Raw genomic sequence first — 20201 nt, 5'->3', positions numbered from 1 at the left:
TTACGGCGATCACAGCGCATAACGTTACATGTTACGTTAACCGTCATTTGTTTTTAAAACAACAGGATAGCTGGCACTAAACCCCTTAGCGCTGCTAACGTTACTCTGTTATCGCACCTCCGTGCGCGGTTCATAATGAGAGACGACGATGAAAAGAGCCGTTAATGCCCTACAAAATTTTGGTAAGTCCCTCTACGGTCCGGTGCTGATTTTACCCATCGTCGGCCTGTTCATTGCCTTTGGTAATTTGCTTGGCAACGGCAATCTGGCGGAGTACCTCCCCTTCCTCGGCTATCCCTTTATTCAAAGTCTCGGCCAGCTGATGGCGAAATCGGCGGTTTCAGTGTTGGTCAACCTGGCGCTGGTCTTCGCCGTGGGTATTCCCGTGGGTCTGGCCGCGCGCGATAAGGGCTACGCGGCGCTAATCGGTCTCGTCACCTTCGTGGTTTTTATCAATGCCATGAACGTCACCCTGAGCCTACAGGGCGAGCTGGCGGCAGCGGATCAGATGAAAGCTGCCGGGCAGAGCATGGTGTTAGGCGTTCAGGTGCTGGAGATGGGCGTTTTTGCCGGCATCCTTACCGGCGCGCTTTCTGGCTACCTCTATAACAAATACTCCGGGGTGCAGTTCTCCGGCGCGATGGCAGTCTACTCTGGCCACTGCTTCGTGGCGATCATTATGCTGCCGGTCTCGATGCTGCTCGGCGTGATCATGAGCGAACTGTGGCCCTTTGCCCAGCAAGGGATCAGCGCGGCGGCGCTGGCAATCAAGGGCGCAGGGCCGTTTGGCGTGGCGGTGTACGGTTTTCTGGAGCGCATTCTGGTTCCCACCGGCCTGCATCACCTGGTTTATACCCCGTTCCTCTATACCGAACTGGGGGGCACGGCGGACGTCTGCGGCCAGACCTACCAGGGCGCGCGCAATATCTACTTTGCCGAGATGGCCTGCCCCTCCGTGCATCAGCTGAGCAGCACCGTGGTGTGGGACGCGCGCGGTATCAGCAAGATGTTTGGCCTGCCCGCCGCCGCGCTGGCGATGTACATGACCGCAAAACCCGAGCGCAAAGCGGCGGCCAAGGCAATTCTAATCCCGGCGGCGCTCACCTCTCTGCTGGTAGGCGTTACCGAGCCGATTGAGTTCTCATTCCTCTTCGTCGCCCCGCTGCTGTTTGTGGTTCACGCGGTGCTGACCGGCATCGGCATGATGCTCTTCTATCTGCTTGGGGTCCACGCCATCGGCGCGAACGGCATTGTCGATTTCATCATCTATAACCTGCCGCTCGGCACCGAAAAATCCAACTGGCCGATGTATATCGTGGTCGGCCTGATTATGTTCACCCTCTACTTTGTCATCTTCCGCTTCCTGATCCTGCGCTTCGATATGAAGACGCCGGGGCGCGAGGAGGAAGATCAGGAGACCCGCCTCTATAGCAAGCAGGAGTACCAGGCGAAAGGCGCTAATGACGGCCTGGGCGAGGCGATCGTCGCCGGACTGGGCGGGCGCGACAACGTTGAGGTGGTGGATAACTGCTATACCCGCCTGCGCGTCACGGTGAAAGACGTGGCGATTATCGACGAGCCACGCCTGAAGGCGACCGGCGCGAAGGGGGTGATCAAACAAGGCAATAACGTTCAGGTGGTCTACGGGCTGCACGTCAAAAAAATGCGAGAGGCCGTTGAGGCGTATCTTTGAAGGAGGCACACATGCTTACCCCCCCATTTATCCTGTCCATCGCCGGCGGCGGCAGCACCTATACGCCGGGCATCGTCAAAAGTCTGATGGTGCGGCTGGAGGATTTCCCGCTGGCGGAGATCCGTCTCTATGATATCGACGAGACGCGCCAGCGCACGCTGGCGCCGGTGGTGGAGAAAGTGATCCGCGACCACAGCGACACGATCAAATTTACCGTCACCAGCGATGCCGAAACCGCCTTCAGCGGAGCGCACTTTATCTTCGCCCAGATGCGCGTCGGCCAGTATAAAATGCGCGAGCAGGATGAGAAGATCCCGCTGCGCCACGGCGTGGTGGGTCAGGAGACCTGCGGGCCAGGCGGCCTGGCCTACGGCCTGCGCACCATTCTGCCGATGGTGGAGCTTATCGACCTGGTAGAGCAGTACGCGGATAAAAAGGCGTGGATCGTGAACTACTCTAACCCGGCGGCAATTGTGGCTGAAGGGGTACGTCGTCTGCGTCCTAACGCCCGGGTGCTTAATATCTGCGATATGCCGGTGGCGGCAATGCGTAACATTGGGGCCATTCTGGGAGTGGACCGTCACAAATTACAGGTGGACTACTTTGGCCTGAACCACTTCGGCTGGTTTACCCGTATCCTGGTAGACGGCGAAGATCGCCTGCCCGAAGTGCGTCGTCACGTGGCGCAGTTTGGCCTGCTGACGGAAGATGCCTCGAAAACCGATCCGCAGCATGCCGATCCCTCCTGGGTGAAGACCTGGCGCAATATCAAACCGATCATGGATCACTTCCCAGACTATCTGCCGAACCCCTATCTGCAGTACTACCTGATGCCGAACCAGATCGTTGAGCATCAGGATCCGCACCTGACTCGCGCCAACGAGGTGATGAACGGCCGCGAGAAGAAACTGTTTGCCGCTGCCGAAGAGTACCAGCGTACCGGGATCCTGCCGGATGCCTTCCACGTCGGCGTTCACGGGGCGTTTATCGTTGACGTTGCCTGCTCGCTGGCCTTCGACCTGCGCCAGCGTCACCTGGTGATTGTCGAAAACAAGGGAGCAATCGCTAACCTGCCCTATGATGCTATGGTCGAGGTACCGGCCTACATTACCGCCAACGGGCCGGAGCCGGTGCGCATGGGCGCGGTGCCGCTGTTTCACCAGACCCTGCTGATGCAGCAGCTGGCCTCTGAACAGCTGCTGGTGGAGGCAACCATTGAGGGCAGCTATGAGAAAGCGCTCCAGGCCTTCACGCTGAACCGCACCGTGCCGACGATGCAGCATGCGAAGGCGATCCTCGACGATATGATCGAGGCCAATCGCGACTACTGGCCGCAGCTGCAAAAAGCCTGGCAGGACGGAGAATCTGTATAAATTTCTGAAGCCTGCTCGCGGCGTTGAGAGGGTAAACTTGTCGGTGTGGGAAAAAACACCGACAATCCTTTAGTCAATACATTAAAGGAGGCCCACCCGCTATGACTACCTCATTCTTCGTTGCTGCCGACTGGCTGATTGAACACGGCGACTCCCCTGACGTACAAATTATTGATGCGCGCATGGCTCCCCCTGGGCAAGAGCACCGTGATATGCGCGCCGAGTATCGCGCCGGGCATCTTCCGGGCGCGGTCTTCTTTGATATCGAAGCACTTTCCGATCACACCTCTCCCCTGCCCCATATGATGCCGCGTCCGGAGGCCTTCGCCGTGGCCATGCGTGAACTGGGGATCGGCAGCGATAAGCATCTGGTCATCTACGACGAAGGCGACCTCTTCTCCGCACCGCGGGCGTGGTGGATGCTTAAAACCTTTGGCGTTGAGCAGGTGTCTATTCTGGCGGGCGGCCTGGCAGGCTGGCAGCGCGATGCGCTGCCGCTCCAGCAGGGCGACGTGACCCTACCCGAAGCTGAATTCGAAGCCCACTTTGACGCCGACCGCGTGAAACGCCTGACCGACGTGCTGCTGATTAGCCATGAGAAAACCGCCCAGCTGGTGGATGCCCGCCCTGCTCCGCGCTTTAATGCCGAAGCAGATGAGCCGCGCCCAGGACTGAAGCGCGGACATATCCCTGGGGCGCTGAACGTGCCGTGGGGCGAGCTGGTGTTTGAGGGCGAGCTGAAGACCACCGACGAGCTGAGCGCTGTTTTTGCCCGCCGGGGGGTCGATCTCAACAAGCCTATCGTGGTGAGCTGCGGCTCCGGGGTTACCGCTGCCGTGGTAGCGCTGGCGCTGGAGACGCTGGGGGTGGAGGGCGTCAAACTGTACGACGGCTCATGGAGTGAATGGGGCGCGCGGGCCGATCTGCCCGTTGAACCATCCTGAGCATGGACAACTGCCTTGCGCCGCTGCTGTCGCGCGGCGAGTCGCTGACCCGCGCGGAGTACCGTGTGCTGGCCCATCTGACCGCTCACCCGCTTCTGGTGGGCAACATCACGGTGCGCGAGCTGGCGCAGGAGACCTTCGTCTCTACCGCCACCATCATGCGCCTGTGTCAGAAGCTGGGCTTTAGCGGCTACAGCGAGCTGATCTGGTACTGTAAACAGCTGCTTGCCGATATGCCGCATATCGCGGTGCCAGCGGGTGAAGCCGCCGATCTCTCGCTGCGGTTTAACCAGTTTATCGCTAACTATCAGCAGACCTTTCGTTGGGCGACAGAGGAGAAGCGGCGCTACTTCGCCACTCTGCTGCGTGAGAAAGAGAGCTTTTTTCTCTACGGCGCGGGCTTCTCCTATCTCTTTGCGGAGTATCTCACCAAGAAGTTACAGGTACTGGGCAAGACGGCGTTTATCTCCGGGCCGGGGGACAGCCGCAATATTTTCCTCAGCAACGCCGCCCGCTATGAGGTGTTTATTGCCGTCTCCCGCAGCGGTGAGACGGAGCAGGTGCTGGATAAAGCGCGAATAGCGAAAAACGTCGGCATGATCATCGTAGCCTTTACCCGTGCCTCGGCCAATACCCTGGCTGGCATGGCCGATCTCCATTTCGGGCTGTATGACGAGGCAGTACACTTCGCCGCCGAAGCCGCGGGCGTGACCTCGTTCGAGTCGAACCTGGTGCTGCTGATGGACCTGCTGCTGCTGGAAGCGACGGGGTGAACGCTCACCCCGTCGGAGGGACTAGATGATGCGCTGCTTGAAGTCGCGCAGGAAGCTACCCCAGCGCCGCTCGTAGAAGGGCGTAATGTGCGCCAGCATAAAGTGGCTGATCCCCTTCTCGCCTTCGGCAACCAGGCAGATGTCGACAGGCTCATCGCCGGGCAGCGTGTCGGTGGCAACGCTGCCGGTCGACTGAATAATGGCGTCAATATCGCAGTCGGCCTCGGTTTCAATGCCAATGAGCAGGTTAGGCTGGGCGTCAGCCTCCTCTTTGATAGAGCAGAGAAATGCCCGCTTGACCGTTTTCATGGTCTTAAACAGCGTCGTCAGGGAGTCAATCATCTGCGCAGGCGGCTCGGCCACCTCAGAGAGCAGCAGCGCGCTGCCACCCTCTAACACCTCCTGCTGGCTGAGGGGGCTACCCTCCTCTTTGCCTACCAGGTGGGCGATCTCACGCGGCGTAAACTCTTTGCCCGTTGGCAGCTTCGCATTGAGGAACAGCGTCTCGCCGAGGGTCATCTCAAACAGGGTGCGCACCGGCATCACCACGAACGCCTGCTCATCCTCTACCGCCTGCTGCAACGCCTCAAGGGAGGTGAAGAACGGGATCACCGAGGTGCCGTCGTCTTTCTCCCAGTGCTGAATATCCAGGGCGCTATCTTCAACCACCGTCTGGCCCTCTGCCGCCGTGCCGGGAACCCAGACGGTGGAGGCCATCAGCGTGCGGAAGAACGCAGGACGGTGACCCGGCTCGGTCGCCGCCTGCTCAAGCAGGGTCTCTAATTCGTTTTTCGTCTCAGACATATTTACCACAGATTGAATCGGGTCACGTAGGGCGGGTAAGCATCGCGCCACCCGCCATTGTCTCGCCGGGTGGCGCTACGCTTACCCGGCCTACAAAACGATCTATTCTGCCGTTAATAAATGGGCGATGGTACGCACGCCCAGACCGGTCGCCCCGGCAGCCCACTGATCCACGGCCGCTTTACGGTAGGTGGCGGAGCAGTCAATATGCAGCCAGCCTTCACGGTAGTTCTCCACAAAGTGGGAGAGGAAACCGGCGGCGGTGCTGGCCCCCGCCGGGAAGGCGGCGCTGGCGGTGTTGTTCAGCTCGGCAAAGTTAGACGGCAGCTGGCTGCGGTGGAACTCCGCCAGCGGCAGGCGCCAGAACGGCTCGTTCTCCGCGCTGGCGCTAGAGAGCAGGCGGTTTGCCAGCTTATCATCAAAGCTCAGCAGCGCGTGGTAGTCGTTGCCCAGGGCGGTTTTCGCCGCGCCGGTCAGGGTTGCCGCGTCGATGATAAGCGTCGGATTTTGCTTCACCGCGTCGATCAGGCCATCAGCCAGCACCAGGCGGCCTTCGGCGTCGGTATTCATGATCTCAACGGTTTTGCCGTTGCGGTAGCGAATGATGTCGCCAAGCTTGAAGGCGTTGCCGCTGATCAGGTTGTCCGCGCAGCAGAGGTAGAGCTTCACGCGCTTGTTCAGGCCGCGGGTAATCGCAAACGCCAGCGCGCCGGTAACCAGCGCCGCGCCGCCCATATCGGACTTCATAGAGTCCATAAAGGCACTCTGCTTGATGCTGTAGCCGCCGGAGTCAAAGGTCACGCCTTTACCGACCAGGCAGGCATAGACCGGCGCGTTTTTATCGCCGGTGGGGTTGTAGTCCAGCGCCAGCAGAACCGGCGTCCGTTCGGAGCCGCGGCCAACGGTGTAGATCCCCATGTAGTTCTGCTCGCGCAGATCTTCGCCTTTGGTGATGCGGTAGGAGATGTTCTCCCCACCCACGCCGCTCAGCAGATCGACCGCGCGCTGGGCCAGCTGCTCCGGTCCCAGCTCCTCGGGGGAGGCGTTGATGGCGTCGCGCACCCAGTCGATAATGTTGCGGCGACTCTCCAGCTCTTTCTGCTGGGCGTCATCCAGCGCAGGCCACTCAATTTTGCGGCTGCCTTTCGGCCCTCTGTAGCCCTGCCAGAATGCCCAGCTGCGATCAACGTCCCAGCCCTCGCCCGCCAGCTGAACGTGCTTGATGCCCATGCCGTCAATTTTACGCGCCGCGCGCTGGATCAGGCCCAGATCGTCTGCGCCGGTAAGGTGTAGCGCAACGCCGTCGCTGTTGATGCTGTAAGCTGCTTTCTCGCCCCAGCGCGCATCGGCGGGCTGAGTCGTCAGGGTGATTTTCATGGCTTCAGTTGTCATTGTTCTGTCCTTATGATCAAGCCTGCGATGTGAAAACGGGCTACCCGAAGGCAGCCCGCTGTGCATTATGACGCTTCGTCTAACCAGACTAACAGAATCGCTTCCAGAATCTTTTCATTGGATGCGTTTGGTTCGTCATCAAAGTCGTCCAGTTCACAAATCCACTGGTGCATATCGGTAAAGCGCACGGTTTTCGGATCGAGATCCGGGTAAGCGTCATACAGCGCCTCGCCGATTTCACGGCTGTCACTCCACTTCAGGCCCATATCAATGCTCCCGCGCGTGGTTAATAGTATAACGCGGCATCTCGACCACCAGGTCTTCGTCGGTGACGCGAGCCTGACAGCTCAGACGGCTCTCCGGCTCCAGACCCCAGGCTTTATCCAGCATGTCGTCTTCGTCTTCGGTGCTCTCCGCCAGCGAGTCAAAGCCTTCACGCACGACGCAGTGACAGGTGGTGCAGGCGCAGGATTTTTCGCAGGCGTGTTCAATCTCAATGCCGTTACGCAGGGCAACGTCAAGAATGGTCTCGCCGACATTCGCTTCCAGAACAGCGCCATCTGGACAGAGATCCTGATGGGGCAAAAATACAATCTTTGGCATATTAAACCTCGTCCACAGAGTGGCCCTTCAGCGCTTTACGAACCGACTGGTCCATGCGGCGTGCGGCAAACTCCTGGGTTTGTTTGTCTATATTTTTAATGGCTTGCTCTATGGCGTCAGCGTCATCGCCCTCGGCGGCTACACGCAGATGCGCAGCGGCCTCGTCAATAACCTGACGTTCTGCGGCGCTTAACAGCGCGGCATCGCTGCCGAGCGCGCTTTGCAGACTCTCCAGCACGCGCGCGGCCTCCACTTTCTGCTCCGCCAGCATTCGCGCTTTCACGTCTTCGCCAGCAAAGCTCATGGAATCCTGGATCATGGTGGCGATTTCGCCGTCGGTCAGCCCGTAGGAGGGCTTGACCTGAATGGAGGCGGCCACGCCGGTGGATTTCTCCATCGCGGTGACGCTCAGCAGGCCGTCGGCATCTACCTGGAAGGTAACGCGAATGTGCGCCCCGCCGGCAGGCAGCGCCGGAATGCCGCGCAGGGTAAAGCGACCCAGCGAGCGACAATCCGCGACCAGCTCACGCTCGCCCTGCATCACGTGGATCGACATGGCGGTCTGGCCGTCTTTAAAGGTGGTGAACTCCTGGGCACGCGCCACCGGGATGGTGGTGTTGCGCGGGATCACCTTCTCAACCAGCCCGCCCATCGTCTCCAGACCCAGCGACAGCGGGATAACGTCCAGCAGCAGCATTTCGCTGTCCGGCTTGTTGCCGACCAGAATATCGGCCTGGATGGCCGCGCCGATGGCAACAACCTTATCGGGATCGATGGTGGTCAGCGGCTGGCGGCCAAAGAACTCGCCTACGCGATCGCGCACCAGCGGCACGCGGGTGGAGCCGCCCACCATCACCACTTCCAGCACCTCGTCGGCCTCTACGCCTGCATCTTTTAACGCGCGGCGGCAGGAGAGCAGCGTGCGTTTAACCAGGGAGGAGATGAGATCGTTGAACTCGGTGCGAGTGATGCTGCCCTGCCAGCCCGCCACATCAACGTCGACGCTTTCGGCATCGCTGAGGGCGATTTTTGCGGCGATGGCAGCGTCCAGCAGCTGTCGCTGCAGGCGCGGATCTTCACGGTCGGTAATGCCCGCCAGCTCGCGGATACGATCCGCCAGCAGGTGGTCGAAGTCGTCTCCGCCCAGCGCGGAGTCGCCGCCGGTGGCCAGGACTTCAAATACCCCGCGGCTCAGGCGCAGGATAGAGATATCAAAGGTGCCGCCGCCGAGATCGTAGACCGCAATCACGCCCTCTTTGCCGGAGTCGAGGCCGTAGGCGATCGCCGCCGCCGTCGGCTCGTTAAGCAGGCGCAGCACGTGCAGGCCCGCCAGTCGGGCGGCGTCTTTGGTGCCCTGACGCTGGGCATCATCAAAGTAGGCCGGGACGGTGATGACCACGCCGTCCAGCTCGCCCGCTAGCGCTTCAGTAGCGCGAGCGGCCAGCGCCTTGAGGATATCGGCAGAGATGCGTACCGGGTTCAGCAGGCCTGCCGCGGTGGCGATCATCGGCAGGCCGTTTTCGCTCGCCTGCAGCTGATACGGCAGATGCGGGTAGCGCGCCTGGATGTCGGCCAGCGAGCGGCCCATCATGCGTTTGACCGAGCTGATGGTGTTCGCCGGATCGTTGACCGCATTGCTGCGCGCCTCAAAGCCCACCCGGTGGCCCTGCGGCTGATAGTGCACCACGGACGGCAACAGATGACGCCCGTCGTTGTCCGGCAGCGTTTGTGCCTGGCCGCTACGCACGGTAGCCACCAGGGAGTGTGTTGTACCCAGATCAATGCCCGCCGCCAGACGACGCTGGTGCGGCGCGGCACTCATGCCCGGCTCACTAATTTGTAATAAGGCCATGTTTGCTTCCGAAATTTAAAAATCGAGCAGCTTTTCTTCGAGTTGTTCTGCTGTGCTGCGTAGTTTATCGAGAAAACGAAGTTTACGCACCGTCTCTGCGGCGTCGCTCCACGACTCGCCATCAAGCTGCTCGACCATAGTCTGGTGGCGCGAGGTATACATCACCGCAACGCGCTTCAGGAATGCTTCCAGCCGATCGGTATCGCGGGCCTGCTCAATCTCATCCAGCTCTTCGCGCAGCTCAAGCTGCTCCATCAGAAAGGCAGTGTCGCGGACGGTATGCTGTTCGCTGGCGAGGTCGAAGCCGTGCAGGGAGAGCAGATACTCGGCGCGCAGCAGCGGATGGCGCAGCGTCTGCCAGGCCTGGTTGATGGTCGCAGAGTGTTGGACGGCGGCAAGCTGCTCAGCGGAGGTGCCGCTGGCAAACCGGTCAGGGTGGTATTGACGTTGCAGATCCTGAAAGCGGGTAGCCAGCGCCTGGGTATCCAGATGATAGCTGGCGGGCAACCCAAAGAGGGTAAAGTAATCCATAACAGTCTCGGGGTTAGGCGGGTTAAAGCAAACCCCACCGCAGAGCAGTGGGGTTGAGTCGTTCAGGCGCGGTTAAACGTGGAAGCTTTCGCCGCAGCCGCACTCATCTTTAACGTTCGGGTTGGTAAACTTAAACCCTTCGTTGAGGCCCTCTTTTACGAAGTCCAGCTGAGTGCCGTTCAGGAACTGCAGGCTTTTGCCATCGACCACGACCTTAACGCCTTTGTCTTCGAACACGGTATCTTCTGCCGCAGGCTCGTCAACAAACTCCAGCACGTAGGCCATACCCGAACAGCCGGAGGTTCTCACCCCCAGGCGCAGGCCAAACCCTTTACCCCGGTTGGCCAGGAAGCTATTTACTCGCGCGGCAGCACTGTCGCTAAGGGTAATCGACATACAAACCTCTGCTCGTTATTTCGCGTCACGTTTGCTTTTGTAGTCCGCAATCGCAGCTTTGATTGCATCTTCCGCCAGGATAGAACAGTGGATCTTAACCGGCGGCAACTCCAGCTCATCGGCGATGTCGGTGTTTTTAATCGCCTGGGCTTCGTCCAGAGATTTACCTTTCACCCACTCGGTAACGAGGGAGCTGGAGGCGATCGCCGAGCCGCAGCCGTAGGTTTTAAAACGCGCGTCTTCGATGATGCCGTCGTTGTTGACTTTGATCTGCAGCTTCATGACGTCGCCACAGGCCGGAGCACCCACCATGCCGCTGCCAACGCTTGCATCGCTGTTGTCGAAGGAGCCAACGTTGCGCGGGTTTTCGTAGTGATCGATTACTTTTTCGCTATAAGCCATTTTAAATTCTCCTGATGCCGCTACCGATTAATGATGAGACCATTCAATGCTGTTCAGATCCACGCCCTGTTTGAACATCTCCCACAGCGGAGAGAGGTCGCGCAGACGGCCGATGGAGTTGCGAACCAGATTGATGGTGTAGTCAATCTCTTCTTCGGTAGTGAAACGACCTAAAGAGAAACGAATAGAGCTATGTGCCAGCTCGTCGGTCATGCCCAGCGCGCGCAGCACGTAGGATGGCTCGAGGCTTGCAGAGGTACAGGCGGAACCGGAAGAGACTGCGAGATCTTTCAGAGCCATGATCAGTGACTCGCCTTCAACGTAGTTAAAGCTGACGTTGAGGATGTTCGGTGCGCCCTGCTCAAGATCGCCGTTCAGATACACTTCTTCCATATCTTTCACGCCGTCCCACAGACGGTTACGCAGCGTGCGCAGGCGCGCCATCTCGGTTTCCATCTCTTCTTTGGCGATGCGGTAGGCTTCGCCCATGCCGACGATCTGGTGTACAGGCAGGGTACCGGAACGCATGCCGCGCTCGTGACCGCCGCCGTGCATCTGCGCTTCGATGCGGATACGCGGCTTACGACGCACGTACAGCGCACCAATGCCTTTCGGGCCATAGATTTTGTGGCCGGAGAAGGACATCAGATCGACTTTCAGCTGGCTCAGATCGATAGGCAGTTTGCCCACGCTCTGGGTTGCATCAACGTGGTAGATGATGCCGCGCGCACGGCAGAGTTCGCCGATGGTCGCGATATCCTGTACAACGCCGATTTCATTGTTCACGTGCATGATGGAGACCAGAATGGTGTCGTCGCGCATAGCGGCTTCCAGCTCTTTCAGGTCAATAATGCCGTTGCTCTGCGGCGCGAGATAGGTCACTTCAAACCCTTCACGCTCCAGCTGACGGCAGGTATCCAGCACGGCTTTGTGTTCGGTTTTGCTGGTGATGATGTGCTTGCCTTTTTTCTGATAGAAATTAGCAGCACCCTTGATCGCCAGGTTGTCAGATTCGGTTGCACCGGAGGTGAAAACAATTTCACGCGGGTCAGCGCCAACCAGCTCAGCAATCTGATTACGGGCGATATCTACCGCCTCTTCAGCATGCCAGCCAAAACGGTGTGAACGGGAAGCTGGGTTACCAAAGTTTCCGTCCAGGGTCAGACACTGCATCATTTTCTCGGCAACACGCGGATCCACCGGCGTGGTTGCGGAGTAGTCGAGATAGATCGGTAATTTCATTGCTCTATAAACTCCGTACATCGCTTCAATGCAAGGAACCAGGCAGACGGCTGGATGTACGGCCGACATGACGGGGCTCTACGCCCCGGCCTAATTCATAAAACTTTTTTATAGTGTGTTACCCGTATGAACGGGTAAATCAGGCGCGCAGTTTAACGTCAATGGCGTCCTGCGCGCGGGTCGTACGCTGTGTTTCCTGGCTGTGCTGGCGATCGGATACGTCCATCACTTCCTGGTTATTAACCAATTCACCAAGGGTGATATTGTTCAGGAAGCCGGTGAGACGATCGCTCAGGTCGCGCCACAGCGCGTGGGTCAGGCACTTATCGCCACCCTGGCAGCCGCCTTTACCCTGACAGCGGGTCGCGTCTACCGATTCATCAACGGCGCTGATCACTTCACCAACGGCGATGCTGTTGGCATCTTTACCTAACAGATAACCGCCGCCCGGACCGCGTACGCTGGCAACCAGGCCATTTTTACGCAGGCGGGAGAAGAGCTGCTCCAGATAGGAGAGGGAGATACCCTGACGCTCGGAGATATCAGCCAACGGAACCGGGCCCGATTCAGAGTTGAGCGCAACGTCCAGCATTGCAGTAACGGCATAACGCCCTTTAGATGTCAGTCTCATGTCTTACTTAACCTCAAACTCGCCCCTGCCCGGGGTTGTCGTTATATATAGATAGTTATAAAACGTAGTTATAAAAACAGGTATATAGATGGTCTGTTACATAGCAGGCGCAAGTGTGACATTCCCGACTAAATTGGTCAACTATTTACTTGACTGTTTTAGTCAGGTATTTGGCTGTTAGTGCCGTTTCCTTCACGCCGGGTGGCGCTGCGCTTACCCGGCCTACAAAACCGTAGGCCCGTGCCAGCGAAGCGCCGCCGGGCAAATAGACGCTATTGCTCTTTATTCTTCTGCTCAATCGACGCCAGAATTCCGCGCAGGATGTTCAGCTCCTGGCTCTCTGGTCGCGCGCGGGTAAAGAGTCGGCGCAGCTTGTTCATCACCTGCCCCGGATGTTCAGGGCGGATAAAGCCGGTTGCCAGCAGGGTCTGCTCAAGGTGGCCGTAGAAGCGCTCCAGATCGTCCACCAGCGGGTAGGCCGTCTCTTCCGCTGCTGGCTCAGCGCCCTCTTCCTGCGACGCCAGCCAGGCCATGCGCACTTCATAGGCGATAACCTGTACCGCCATCGCCAGGTTCAGCGAGCTGTACTCCGGGTTCGCGGCAATGGCGACGTGGTAGTGGCATTTCTGTAACTCTTCGTTGGTCAAACCCACGCGCTCGCGGCCAAAGACCAGCGCCACCGGGGCGTGCTGACCTTCGCTTACGCTCTTCAGTCCGCACTCGCGCGGATCGAGCATCGGCCACGGCAGCGTACGGGAGCGCGCGCTGGTGCCGACCACCAGGCTACAACCGGCCAGCGCGTCGTCGAGCGTATCGACGATCTGCGCGTTACCGATAACGTCGCTGGCCCCGGCCGCCAGGGCGATGGCCTGAGAGTCCGGCTTCACCAGCGGGTTGACCAGCCAAAGATTCGTTAAGCCCATTGTTTTCATAGCGCGGGCAACGGAGCCCATGTTGCCGGTGTGAGAGGTTTCAACCAGCACGATTCGTATATTTTGCAGCATAGTTTTTCAGCGTCTTAAGAATATTCGCGCATATTAGCATAAAGCAAAGACATATTCCGAACTCGCTGCTATACTCTGCGCCGTTTTCCCGTTCTTTAACATCCAGTGAGAGAGACCGATGCATCCGATGCTGACCATCGCCGTGCGCGCAGCGCGCAAGGCGGGTAATGTAATTGCCAAACACTACGAAACCCCAGACGCTGTAGAAACTAATCAGAAAGGCAGCAATGATTTCGTGACCAACGTTGATAAAGCCGCCGAGGCCGTGATTATCGACACTATCCGCAAATCTTACCCGCAACACACCATTATCACCGAAGAGTCCGGTGAACATGCAGGCGCAGATCAGGATGTACAATGGGTTATCGATCCACTGGATGGCACCACCAACTTTATTAAACGCCTGCCACACTTCTCGGTCTCTATCGCCGTGCGCATTAAAGGCCGCACCGAAGTTGCCGTCGTTTACGATCCAATGCGTAACGAACTCTTCACCGCGACTCGCGGCCAGGGCGCACAGCTCAACGGCTACCGCCTGCGCGGCAGCATCGCTCGCGATCTGGATGGCACCGTTCTGGCGACCGGTTTCCCGTTCAAGGCGAAACAGCACGCTAAAGCCTACGTCAACATCGTTGGTAAACTCTTCACCGAGTGCGCTGACTTCCGCCGCACCGGCTCTGCCGCGCTGGATCTGGCCTACGTTGCCGCTGGCCGCGTGGACGGTTTCTTTGAGATCGGCCTGAAGCCGTGGGATTTCGCCGCAGGCGAGCTGCTGGTACGTGAGGCGGGTGGCCTGGTGTGTGACTTCACCGGTAACCACAACTACATGATGAGTGGTAACATTGTCGCCGGTAACCCGCGCGTGGTTAGAGCCATGCTGGCGAATATGCGTGACGAACTGAGCGAAGCGCTGAAGCGTTAAGCATCGCTAACGCCGGATGGCGGTTTCACCTTATCCGGCCTACATCGTACCCGTAGGCCGGATAAGCGTAGCGCCATCCGGCGAATTAAAATGGCCTCAATCCCCTTCCTACCGGCACCGCACTCAGCCACATCACCGCCGCCGCCGTTATCAAAACCACGCCTCCGGCCAGGGCCAGCGTTAACCAGCCCACCTGCTGCCACAGCACCGGCGTTTTATTACCGCTCAGCCTGACCGCCAGCTGCCGAAAGCTATGCACCAGCAAGGCCAGGGTCGAGATGGTCAGCGAGGTGCCTGCCGCCATCGCCATTGCCGACGCCATACCCCAGCTAAATACGCCGATCACCTTACTGAACAGCAGAACCATGATCGCCCCGGAGCAGGGCCGCATCCCCATCGACAGAATAATCATCAGCCGTGCGCGCCAGTCATCGCTGCGCGTCAGCTGCTCCGGCGTGGGCAGGTGCTGATGGCCGCAGCCGCAGTGGGCATCATGCACATGATGAGGCGTAAAGGATCTAAACTGCGGCCTGCGCAGGAGAAGACGCAGCCTCTTCAGCGCCCGCCAGCAGAGCAGCAGCCCCAGCACGCCGACCAGGGCGTAACTCCCCTTCTCCAGCCAGTAGCTGCTCAGATGCAGCTGACGAGCGGGCAGCTGGAGCAGAGTCAGCACCACCACGACCAGCACAATGGCCACCAGCCCCTGTAGCAGCGACGAGGCCAGGGTCAGGCCAATGCTCGACCTCAGCTTAGAGGGGTGGGTAGCAAGCCAGGTCGTTATCACCACTTTACCGTGGCCCGGCCCGAGGGCATGCAGCACCCCATAGAGAAAGCTAAACAGCAGCAGCGCTCCCCCCGCCCGGGTCGGATCCGCCGCCACGCCTTTTAACAGGGCGCTCATCTGCTGATTGACCGCCCGCTGCCAGCCCGCGCTCTCCAGCATAATCTTTGGCCAGGCGTGCCACAGCGCTATCCCACCGACTACCGCAAGGAGCAGCAGCAGGGCCAGCGGCCAGAACGAACGCCAGCGGGGCCTGCTTGTCACCAGACTCAACATCACTCTTTACACTCCAGGGTCACGGTCTGGGCAAACTGTTTGCCGAGATCCATATCCTCCGGCGGGGCGTCCTCTTTATCCAGCGACTGGGCAAAGGCTAAGGTCTCTTCTCCCGGCGTTGGCGTGTGCACGGTGGTTTGACACATTTTTCGCAGCTCAGGGGAGAGCGTAACGTCACTCTTATCCTGGTAGGTCATATCGACATAGTAGGTGGGATCGAAGGTGGAGAAGGTGTAGCGCTGCCCAGCCAGCGGCTGCGGCGTGGCCAGCGGCAGGGTAAAGGTCAGCACCGCCTGGTGATCGACCCGCGACATACCGTAGTGGGTGGGTCGATTGAGAAACTTTACCCGCTGTCCGTTATGCCAGATCTCGGTGAAGTAGTGCTGCCCCAGCACGTTGGCCATCACCTCCGCCGCCAGCTTTTTCCAAACCGGCGACTCCGGTTTGGCTTCACCGGCGTCGTAGAGCAGATCGGCTGAGGTGAGCTCATCCATCGTCCAGCGCATATCGAGGGCAACGAGCTGCCCCCCCTCGACCACCGGCTCGGTTTGCAGACGAATAAAGCTATGGGGATGGGCCTGCGCCGGGAGCGATAAAAACGCGAAAACCAGCGCGCCAGCGTACGGTTTAACTGTTTGCATGTGTTCCTTACGAGAAAAATTCTGTGACGCCCTCCGGCATTCCTGAGGGAAAGCCCGGCAGGGGGGCTTTCGCCGCCGTATCCTTTAGCTATTCTTATCGAAACCCCTAACTGGAATCCAGCAGATGACAACCGTAACGATACCGCCATCTGTGCTCTCCAGTTCACAACGCCGCTGTCATGTACTCCTAATGCTCGCCCTGCCAGGACAAACGGTGACACCAGATATGCTCGGCAAGCTGAACAACGTGGACGGCACAATCACCCGGCAAGATATTGCCGACACGGGTCATGAGATCCAGCGCTACCATCGGCTGAGCATTGCCGCGCAGCAGGATGGCAGCTACCGCATCGAAGGTTCGCCCCTCGACCAGCGTCTCTGCCTTATTCACTGGCTCAAGCGCGCCATTCGCCTCTGCCCCAATTTTGTTAGCGCTCACTTTACTCCGGCGCTAAAAAACGCCCTTAAGCAGCAGGGTATCGCCAGAACATTGTATGACGATACTAACCTGCACGCGCTGATTAATCTCTGCTCCCGTCGCCTCCAGCGGCAGTTTGAGCAGCGGGATATTCAGTTTCTACGCCTCTATTTACAATATTGTCTGCTTGCGCACCAGCTTGGCTTTACACCGGCATTTGCGCCACTGCAGCAGGCCTGGGCCGAGGCGCGGGCAGAGTATCTGGTTGCCCATGAGATCATTCGTCACTGGCAGCGTCGGGTCGTTCCGATCCCGCACGTGAGTGAGCATCTCTTCCTGGCGGTGCTGTTTATGCTGCTGCGTACACCGGATCCGATCCGCGACAGCCACCAGCAGGATACCCGGCTGCGGGAGGCTATCCACCGGACCATCGAGCGTTTTCGCGCCCTCTCGGGGATGGACTTTAGCGATGAGCAGGGGCTGACCGATCAGCTCTATATTCACCTGGCGCAGGCGCTGAACCGCAGCCTGTTCGGGATCGGGATTGATAACACCCTGCCGGAGGAGATTACCCTGCTCTACCCCCGGCTGATGCGTACCACCCGTGAGGCGCTGATCTGTCTCGAAGAGGAGTACAGCCTCTGCTTTACTCATGAGGAGGCGGGGCTGGTGGCGGTGATCTTTGGCGCGTGGCTGATGCAGGAGAGCGATCTGCACGAGAAGCAGGTCGTCCTGCTGACCGATGACGCCCCCGAGCGGGAGCGGGCCATTGAGGAGCAGCTGCGCGAGCTGACGCTGCTGCCGCTGAATATCAAGTACCTGCCTCTCGCCACCTTCCAGCAGGAGGGTGCTCCGCGTGAGGCGGCCCTGATTGTGACCCCTTACGTGACGCCGCTACCGCTCTTCTCCGCCCCGCTGATCCATGCGGTGATAACCCTGAGCGAGCAGCAGCAGCGCCACATTCGCGACATGCTGGAGTCTTAGGCCCGGGCGGCAACGCCGGGCCGGACAAACAGAGCGGGCAGCGCCACCAGCGCCATCACCCAGAATACGCCCTGGTGCAGATGCTGGAACAGGAAGCCGGCAAAGATGGTCATCACCGCGATGCTGCCCCCCATTGCCACCGCCGAGTAGACGGCCTGCAGGCGGATCACCTCGCTTCCCTGACGGGCAGCAATATAGCGCATTGCCGCCAGGTGACAGACGGTAAAGGTTCCGCAGTGCAGCACCTGCACCAGCAGCAGCCACGGCAGCGCCGTGGTCCAGCCCATCAGCGCCCAGCGCACCACGCCGCATACCGCCGAGAGCAAGAGCAGATCGCGGGCGCCCCAGCGGCGAAACAGGCGATTGCTGAGCGCAAAGATGATCACTTCCGCCACTACGCCCAGCGACCAGAGGTAGCCCACCGTGGAGGCGGAGTAACCCGCCTCCTGCCAGTAGATAGCGCTGAAACCGTAGTAGGCAGCGTGCGCCCCCTGCAGCAGCGAGACGCAGGCCAGAAAGCGTCCGTTCTGTCCGATCAGGCTGCGCCAGGCGGGCCATCCTGCGGTGGTCTGCGCCCGGCTCTCCCCGAGCGGCATGACCGACGGGCGCAGCAGCATCCCGAGCAGCATGGAGAGTGTTCCGAGGGTGAGCATCGCCAGGATCGCCCGATAGTCAAAGAGGCTGACCAGCTTGCCGGTCAGCGCCGAGCCGATAACAAAGGCGACCGATCCCCACAGGCGCACCCGGCCATAGTCCATGACGATCTGCTTTTGCCAGGTATTGGCCAGCGCATCGGTGAGCGGCACCAGCGGCGAGAAGAAGAGATTAAAGCCAATAATAATCGCCATCAGCCAGCCAACGTGGTTCCCGGCCCAGAAGGCCAGCGCAAACAGCAGCGTCAGCAGAGCCAATACGCGCAGGGCAAACACCAGCCGGGAGGGATCGGTGACCCGAGGCGCAATGATCAGGCTGCCGAGAAAACGCGCCACCAGCCCTGCCCCAAGCAGTAAGCCGATGGTTTCCGGCGTCAGGCCGGTGCCCTTGAGCCAGACGCTCCAGAAAGGTAAAAAGATGCCGTAGCTGAAAAAGTAGGTGAAGTAGCTCAGCGCCAGCCAGCGCGTGGAATGCAAAACCATGAATCCCTCCCGTTTTGGAGGCGTTAGTCTGGCGGTAAAAGCAGACAGGTGCAATTTGCTTGTCACGGTTCAGCTCACAAATCTGCAACCTTCTCTCTTCCGCCTGGGCAAAATAAGAGGCAAAACAGGGTTCTCCCTGATGCAAATGATAAATAAATGTTAATAATTAGTTAAATAAAATGCTTTTATTAACACTAATAACCCTATAATAGTTAAGTAAAAGCACCAAAATTAACAAAAACTTAACCAAAGAAGATCTCAAATCTTACATTAATGGGCGTCGGTCACATTTAAAAATTCTGCGATACATTTCCCCTTCCCTTCGTTGCTAATCTTCTCTCCGTAACATGCCTCGGCCCCTACAAAAGGTATAACTATGAAATTCAAACTCGCATTACTCAGCGCCGCCCTGATTTCTGCATGCATGGTGTCCGGTACCTCGGTTGCAGCGGAGAAGTATGAAATTGCCGTGGTTGCGAAGGTGACCGGCATTCCGTGGTTTAACCGTATGGAAACCGGCGTCAACGAGGCAGCGAAAAAGCTCGACGTTAACGCCTACCAGACCGGCCCTTCTACGCCGGACCCGGCTCAGCAGGTGAAGGTGATTGAGGATCTGATCGCCAAAAACGTTAACGCCATCATTGTGGTGCCAAACGATGCAAAAGTACTGGAGCCGGTACTGAAAAAAGCCCGTGATAAAGGCATCGTGGTGCTGACCCATGAGTCGCCGGATCAGCAGATCGGTCAGTGGGATATCGAAACCATCGATAGCGAGAAGTATGCGCAGGCCAACGTTGACGAGCTGGCAAAAGATATGGGCGGCAAAGGCGGCTACGCCATTTACGTTGGCTCCCTGACGGTGCCGCTGCATAACGCCTGGGCCGATTACGCGATCAAATACCAGAAAGAGAAATACCCGGATATGTTTGAGGTGACCTCACGCCTGCCGGTGGCGGAGAGCATCGATAAATCCTACTCCACGACTCTGGACCTGATGAAAACCTATCCGCAGATGAAAGGGGTGATCGGCTTCGGCTCCCTCGGCCCTATCGGTGCTGGTCAGGCGGTGCAGAAGAAACGGGCGAAAGAGAAAGTGGCGGTGGTGGGTATTGCCATGCCAGCCCAGGCGGCACCTTACCTGATGCGCGGCGATATCAAAAAAGCGCTGCTGTGGGATCCGAAAGATGCGGGCTATGCGCTGGTGACCGTTGCCGACCAGCTGCTGAAGGGTAAAGAAGTGACGTCCGATCTGACCATTGACGGTTTAGGGAAAGCCGATGTCGACATGGAGAAGAAAGTGATCCGCTTTAACAAGATCCTCGAAGTCACCAAAGATAACGCACAGTCGCTCGGTTTCTAAGGCTCTCCGCCTACACCAGGGAACCTCAACGCCGGCCGTCTGG

Annotated in this window: 21 protein-coding genes; 7 read left to right on the top strand and 14 right to left on the bottom strand. The window is 58.8% G+C overall.

Translation table 11 applies throughout. From position 1 onward, the window contains the following. Positions 1-148 precede the first annotated feature (148 nt). From RTX96_RS15205 to RTX96_RS15190, 4 genes are all read left to right on the top strand, one after another. The gene (locus tag RTX96_RS15205) at positions 149-1693 is read left to right on the top strand and encodes a PTS transporter subunit EIIC (RefSeq protein ID WP_103818862.1); all 1545 of its coding nucleotides are present in this window, start codon (positions 149-151) and stop codon (positions 1691-1693) included. An 11-nt stretch (positions 1694-1704) separates the two neighbouring features. Continuing rightward, a complete protein-coding gene (locus tag RTX96_RS15200; RefSeq protein ID WP_103818861.1) occupies positions 1705-3066 on the top strand; it encodes a 6-phospho-alpha-glucosidase in 1362 nt (453 codons plus the stop codon). Positions 3067-3167: 101 nt separating this feature from the next. Continuing rightward, positions 3168-4010, top strand: coding sequence for a 3-mercaptopyruvate sulfurtransferase (gene sseA / locus RTX96_RS15195; protein WP_103818860.1), 843 nt, complete (start codon positions 3168-3170; stop codon positions 4008-4010). A gap of 2 nt (positions 4011-4012) precedes the next feature. Beyond that, positions 4013-4783, top strand: a complete 771-nt coding sequence (locus RTX96_RS15190; RefSeq protein ID WP_312671486.1) for a MurR/RpiR family transcriptional regulator — start codon at positions 4013-4015, stop codon at positions 4781-4783. A gap of 21 nt (positions 4784-4804) precedes the next feature. Here RTX96_RS15190 and sseB read toward each other — a convergent pair whose 3' ends face one another. The 11 genes from sseB to trmJ all read right to left on the bottom strand — a co-directional run bounded on the left by sseB (position 4805) and on the right by trmJ (position 13640). Then, the gene (gene sseB / locus RTX96_RS15185) at positions 4805-5587 is read right to left on the bottom strand and encodes an enhanced serine sensitivity protein SseB (RefSeq protein WP_312671485.1); all 783 of its coding nucleotides are present in this window, start codon (positions 5585-5587) and stop codon (positions 4805-4807) included. Positions 5588-5689: 102 nt separating this feature from the next. Then, entirely contained in the window at positions 5690-6979 is a 1290-nt protein-coding gene (gene pepB / locus RTX96_RS15180) for an aminopeptidase PepB (protein WP_312671484.1), read from the bottom strand. A gap of 65 nt (positions 6980-7044) precedes the next feature. Then, positions 7045-7245, bottom strand: a complete 201-nt coding sequence (gene iscX / locus RTX96_RS15175) for a Fe-S cluster assembly protein IscX (protein ID WP_042389051.1) — start codon at positions 7243-7245, stop codon at positions 7045-7047. Between the two features lies 1 nt (position 7246). Further along, positions 7247-7582, bottom strand: a complete 336-nt coding sequence (gene fdx / locus RTX96_RS15170; protein ID WP_034459208.1) for an ISC system 2Fe-2S type ferredoxin — start codon at positions 7580-7582, stop codon at positions 7247-7249. Between the two features lies 1 nt (position 7583). Next, positions 7584-9434, bottom strand: coding sequence for a Fe-S protein assembly chaperone HscA (hscA, locus tag RTX96_RS15165; protein WP_312671483.1), 1851 nt, complete (start codon positions 9432-9434; stop codon positions 7584-7586). 15 nt (positions 9435-9449) lie between these two features. Further along, on the bottom strand, positions 9450-9965 hold the full coding sequence (gene hscB, locus RTX96_RS15160; RefSeq protein WP_103818855.1) for a co-chaperone HscB: 516 nt from the start codon (positions 9963-9965) through the stop codon (positions 9450-9452). A gap of 72 nt (positions 9966-10037) precedes the next feature. Continuing rightward, entirely contained in the window at positions 10038-10361 is a 324-nt protein-coding gene (gene iscA, locus RTX96_RS15155) for an iron-sulfur cluster assembly protein IscA (RefSeq protein WP_103818854.1), read from the bottom strand. Positions 10362-10376: 15 nt separating this feature from the next. Further along, positions 10377-10763 (bottom strand): Fe-S cluster assembly scaffold IscU, encoded by a 387-nt coding sequence (gene iscU / locus RTX96_RS15150; protein ID WP_042389043.1) that lies wholly within the window; start codon positions 10761-10763, stop codon positions 10377-10379. Positions 10764-10790: 27 nt separating this feature from the next. Further along, the gene (gene iscS / locus RTX96_RS15145) at positions 10791-12005 is read right to left on the bottom strand and encodes a cysteine desulfurase (RefSeq protein WP_103818853.1); all 1215 of its coding nucleotides are present in this window, start codon (positions 12003-12005) and stop codon (positions 10791-10793) included. 139 nt (positions 12006-12144) lie between these two features. After that, positions 12145-12636 (bottom strand): Fe-S cluster assembly transcriptional regulator IscR, encoded by a 492-nt coding sequence (iscR, locus tag RTX96_RS15140; protein WP_103818852.1) that lies wholly within the window; start codon positions 12634-12636, stop codon positions 12145-12147. Between the two features lie 272 nt (positions 12637-12908). Continuing rightward, positions 12909-13640 carry a tRNA (cytosine(32)/uridine(32)-2'-O)-methyltransferase TrmJ gene (gene trmJ / locus RTX96_RS15135; protein WP_103818851.1) on the bottom strand — a complete coding sequence of 244 codons (732 nt, stop codon included), beginning with the start codon at positions 13638-13640 and terminating at the stop codon, positions 12909-12911. Positions 13641-13758: 118 nt separating this feature from the next. Here trmJ and suhB point away from each other — a divergent pair, with 118 nt between their 5' ends. After that, the gene (suhB, locus tag RTX96_RS15130) at positions 13759-14562 is read left to right on the top strand and encodes an inositol-1-monophosphatase (RefSeq protein ID WP_103818850.1); all 804 of its coding nucleotides are present in this window, start codon (positions 13759-13761) and stop codon (positions 14560-14562) included. 85 nt (positions 14563-14647) lie between these two features. On the opposite strand, the gene RTX96_RS15125 is transcribed toward suhB, so the two are convergent. Both RTX96_RS15125 and RTX96_RS15120 read right to left on the bottom strand, forming a co-directional pair. Beyond that, positions 14648-15619, bottom strand: coding sequence for a nickel/cobalt transporter (locus RTX96_RS15125; protein WP_312671514.1), 972 nt, complete (start codon positions 15617-15619; stop codon positions 14648-14650). Further along, positions 15619-16260 carry a DUF1007 family protein gene (locus RTX96_RS15120; protein ID WP_312671482.1) on the bottom strand — a complete coding sequence of 214 codons (642 nt, stop codon included), beginning with the start codon at positions 16258-16260 and terminating at the stop codon, positions 15619-15621. Before RTX96_RS15120 ends, RTX96_RS15125 begins: the two co-directional genes overlap by 1 nt. 124 nt (positions 16261-16384) lie before the next feature. On the opposite strand from RTX96_RS15120, the gene csiE reads away from it, so the two are divergent. Continuing rightward, a complete protein-coding gene (csiE, locus tag RTX96_RS15115; RefSeq protein WP_312671481.1) occupies positions 16385-17662 on the top strand; it encodes a stationary phase inducible protein CsiE in 1278 nt (425 codons plus the stop codon). Here the strand turns inward: csiE and RTX96_RS15110 are convergent. Beyond that, entirely contained in the window at positions 17659-18798 is a 1140-nt protein-coding gene (locus RTX96_RS15110; protein WP_312671480.1) for a 3-phenylpropionate MFS transporter, read from the bottom strand. The two genes, csiE and RTX96_RS15110, sit on opposite strands and share 4 nt — an antisense overlap. A gap of 376 nt (positions 18799-19174) precedes the next feature. On the opposite strand from RTX96_RS15110, the gene RTX96_RS15105 reads away from it, so the two are divergent. After that, positions 19175-20158: an autoinducer 2 ABC transporter substrate-binding protein gene (locus tag RTX96_RS15105; protein WP_042389020.1), complete on the top strand. Its 984-nt coding sequence runs from the start codon at positions 19175-19177 to the stop codon at positions 20156-20158. Positions 20159-20201 lie beyond the last annotated feature (43 nt).

Source organism: Pseudescherichia sp. (assembly GCF_032052675.1).
In the GTDB taxonomy this organism is placed as follows: Bacteria; Pseudomonadota; Gammaproteobacteria; order Enterobacterales; family Enterobacteriaceae; genus Pseudescherichia.
Note: the sequence above shows the minus strand (reverse complement) of the source record. Positions and strands in the feature narration are given on the sequence as shown.

Bases quoted from the DNA above. Each gene is read 5' to 3' on its own strand.
- RTX96_RS15205 (WP_103818862.1), top strand. From the start codon at position 149: ATGAAAAGAGCCGTTAATGCCCTACAAAATTTTGGTAAGTCCCTCTAC.
- RTX96_RS15200 (WP_103818861.1), top strand. From the start codon at position 1,705: ATGCTTACCCCCCCATTTATCCTGTCCATCGCCGGCGGCGGCAGCACC.
- sseA (WP_103818860.1), top strand. From the start codon at position 3,168: ATGACTACCTCATTCTTCGTTGCTGCCGACTGGCTGATTGAACACGGC.
- RTX96_RS15190 (WP_312671486.1), top strand. From the start codon at position 4,013: ATGGACAACTGCCTTGCGCCGCTGCTGTCGCGCGGCGAGTCGCTGACC.
- sseB (WP_312671485.1), bottom strand. From the start codon at position 5,587: ATGTCTGAGACGAAAAACGAATTAGAGACCCTGCTTGAGCAGGCGGCG.
- pepB (WP_312671484.1), bottom strand. From the start codon at position 6,979: ATGACAACTGAAGCCATGAAAATCACCCTGACGACTCAGCCCGCCGAT.
- iscX (WP_042389051.1), bottom strand. From the start codon at position 7,245: ATGGGCCTGAAGTGGAGTGACAGCCGTGAAATCGGCGAGGCGCTGTAT.
- fdx (WP_034459208.1), bottom strand. From the start codon at position 7,582: ATGCCAAAGATTGTATTTTTGCCCCATCAGGATCTCTGTCCAGATGGC.
- hscA (WP_312671483.1), bottom strand. From the start codon at position 9,434: ATGGCCTTATTACAAATTAGTGAGCCGGGCATGAGTGCCGCGCCGCAC.
- hscB (WP_103818855.1), bottom strand. From the start codon at position 9,965: ATGGATTACTTTACCCTCTTTGGGTTGCCCGCCAGCTATCATCTGGAT.
- iscA (WP_103818854.1), bottom strand. From the start codon at position 10,361: ATGTCGATTACCCTTAGCGACAGTGCTGCCGCGCGAGTAAATAGCTTC.
- iscU (WP_042389043.1), bottom strand. From the start codon at position 10,763: ATGGCTTATAGCGAAAAAGTAATCGATCACTACGAAAACCCGCGCAAC.
- iscS (WP_103818853.1), bottom strand. From the start codon at position 12,005: ATGAAATTACCGATCTATCTCGACTACTCCGCAACCACGCCGGTGGAT.
- iscR (WP_103818852.1), bottom strand. From the start codon at position 12,636: ATGAGACTGACATCTAAAGGGCGTTATGCCGTTACTGCAATGCTGGAC.
- trmJ (WP_103818851.1), bottom strand. From the start codon at position 13,640: ATGCTGCAAAATATACGAATCGTGCTGGTTGAAACCTCTCACACCGGC.
- suhB (WP_103818850.1), top strand. From the start codon at position 13,759: ATGCATCCGATGCTGACCATCGCCGTGCGCGCAGCGCGCAAGGCGGGT.
- RTX96_RS15125 (WP_312671514.1), bottom strand. From the start codon at position 15,619: ATGTTGAGTCTGGTGACAAGCAGGCCCCGCTGGCGTTCGTTCTGGCCG.
- RTX96_RS15120 (WP_312671482.1), bottom strand. From the start codon at position 16,260: ATGCAAACAGTTAAACCGTACGCTGGCGCGCTGGTTTTCGCGTTTTTA.
- csiE (WP_312671481.1), top strand. From the start codon at position 16,385: ATGACAACCGTAACGATACCGCCATCTGTGCTCTCCAGTTCACAACGC.
- RTX96_RS15110 (WP_312671480.1), bottom strand. From the start codon at position 18,798: ATGGTTTTGCATTCCACGCGCTGGCTGGCGCTGAGCTACTTCACCTAC.
- RTX96_RS15105 (WP_042389020.1), top strand. From the start codon at position 19,175: ATGAAATTCAAACTCGCATTACTCAGCGCCGCCCTGATTTCTGCATGC.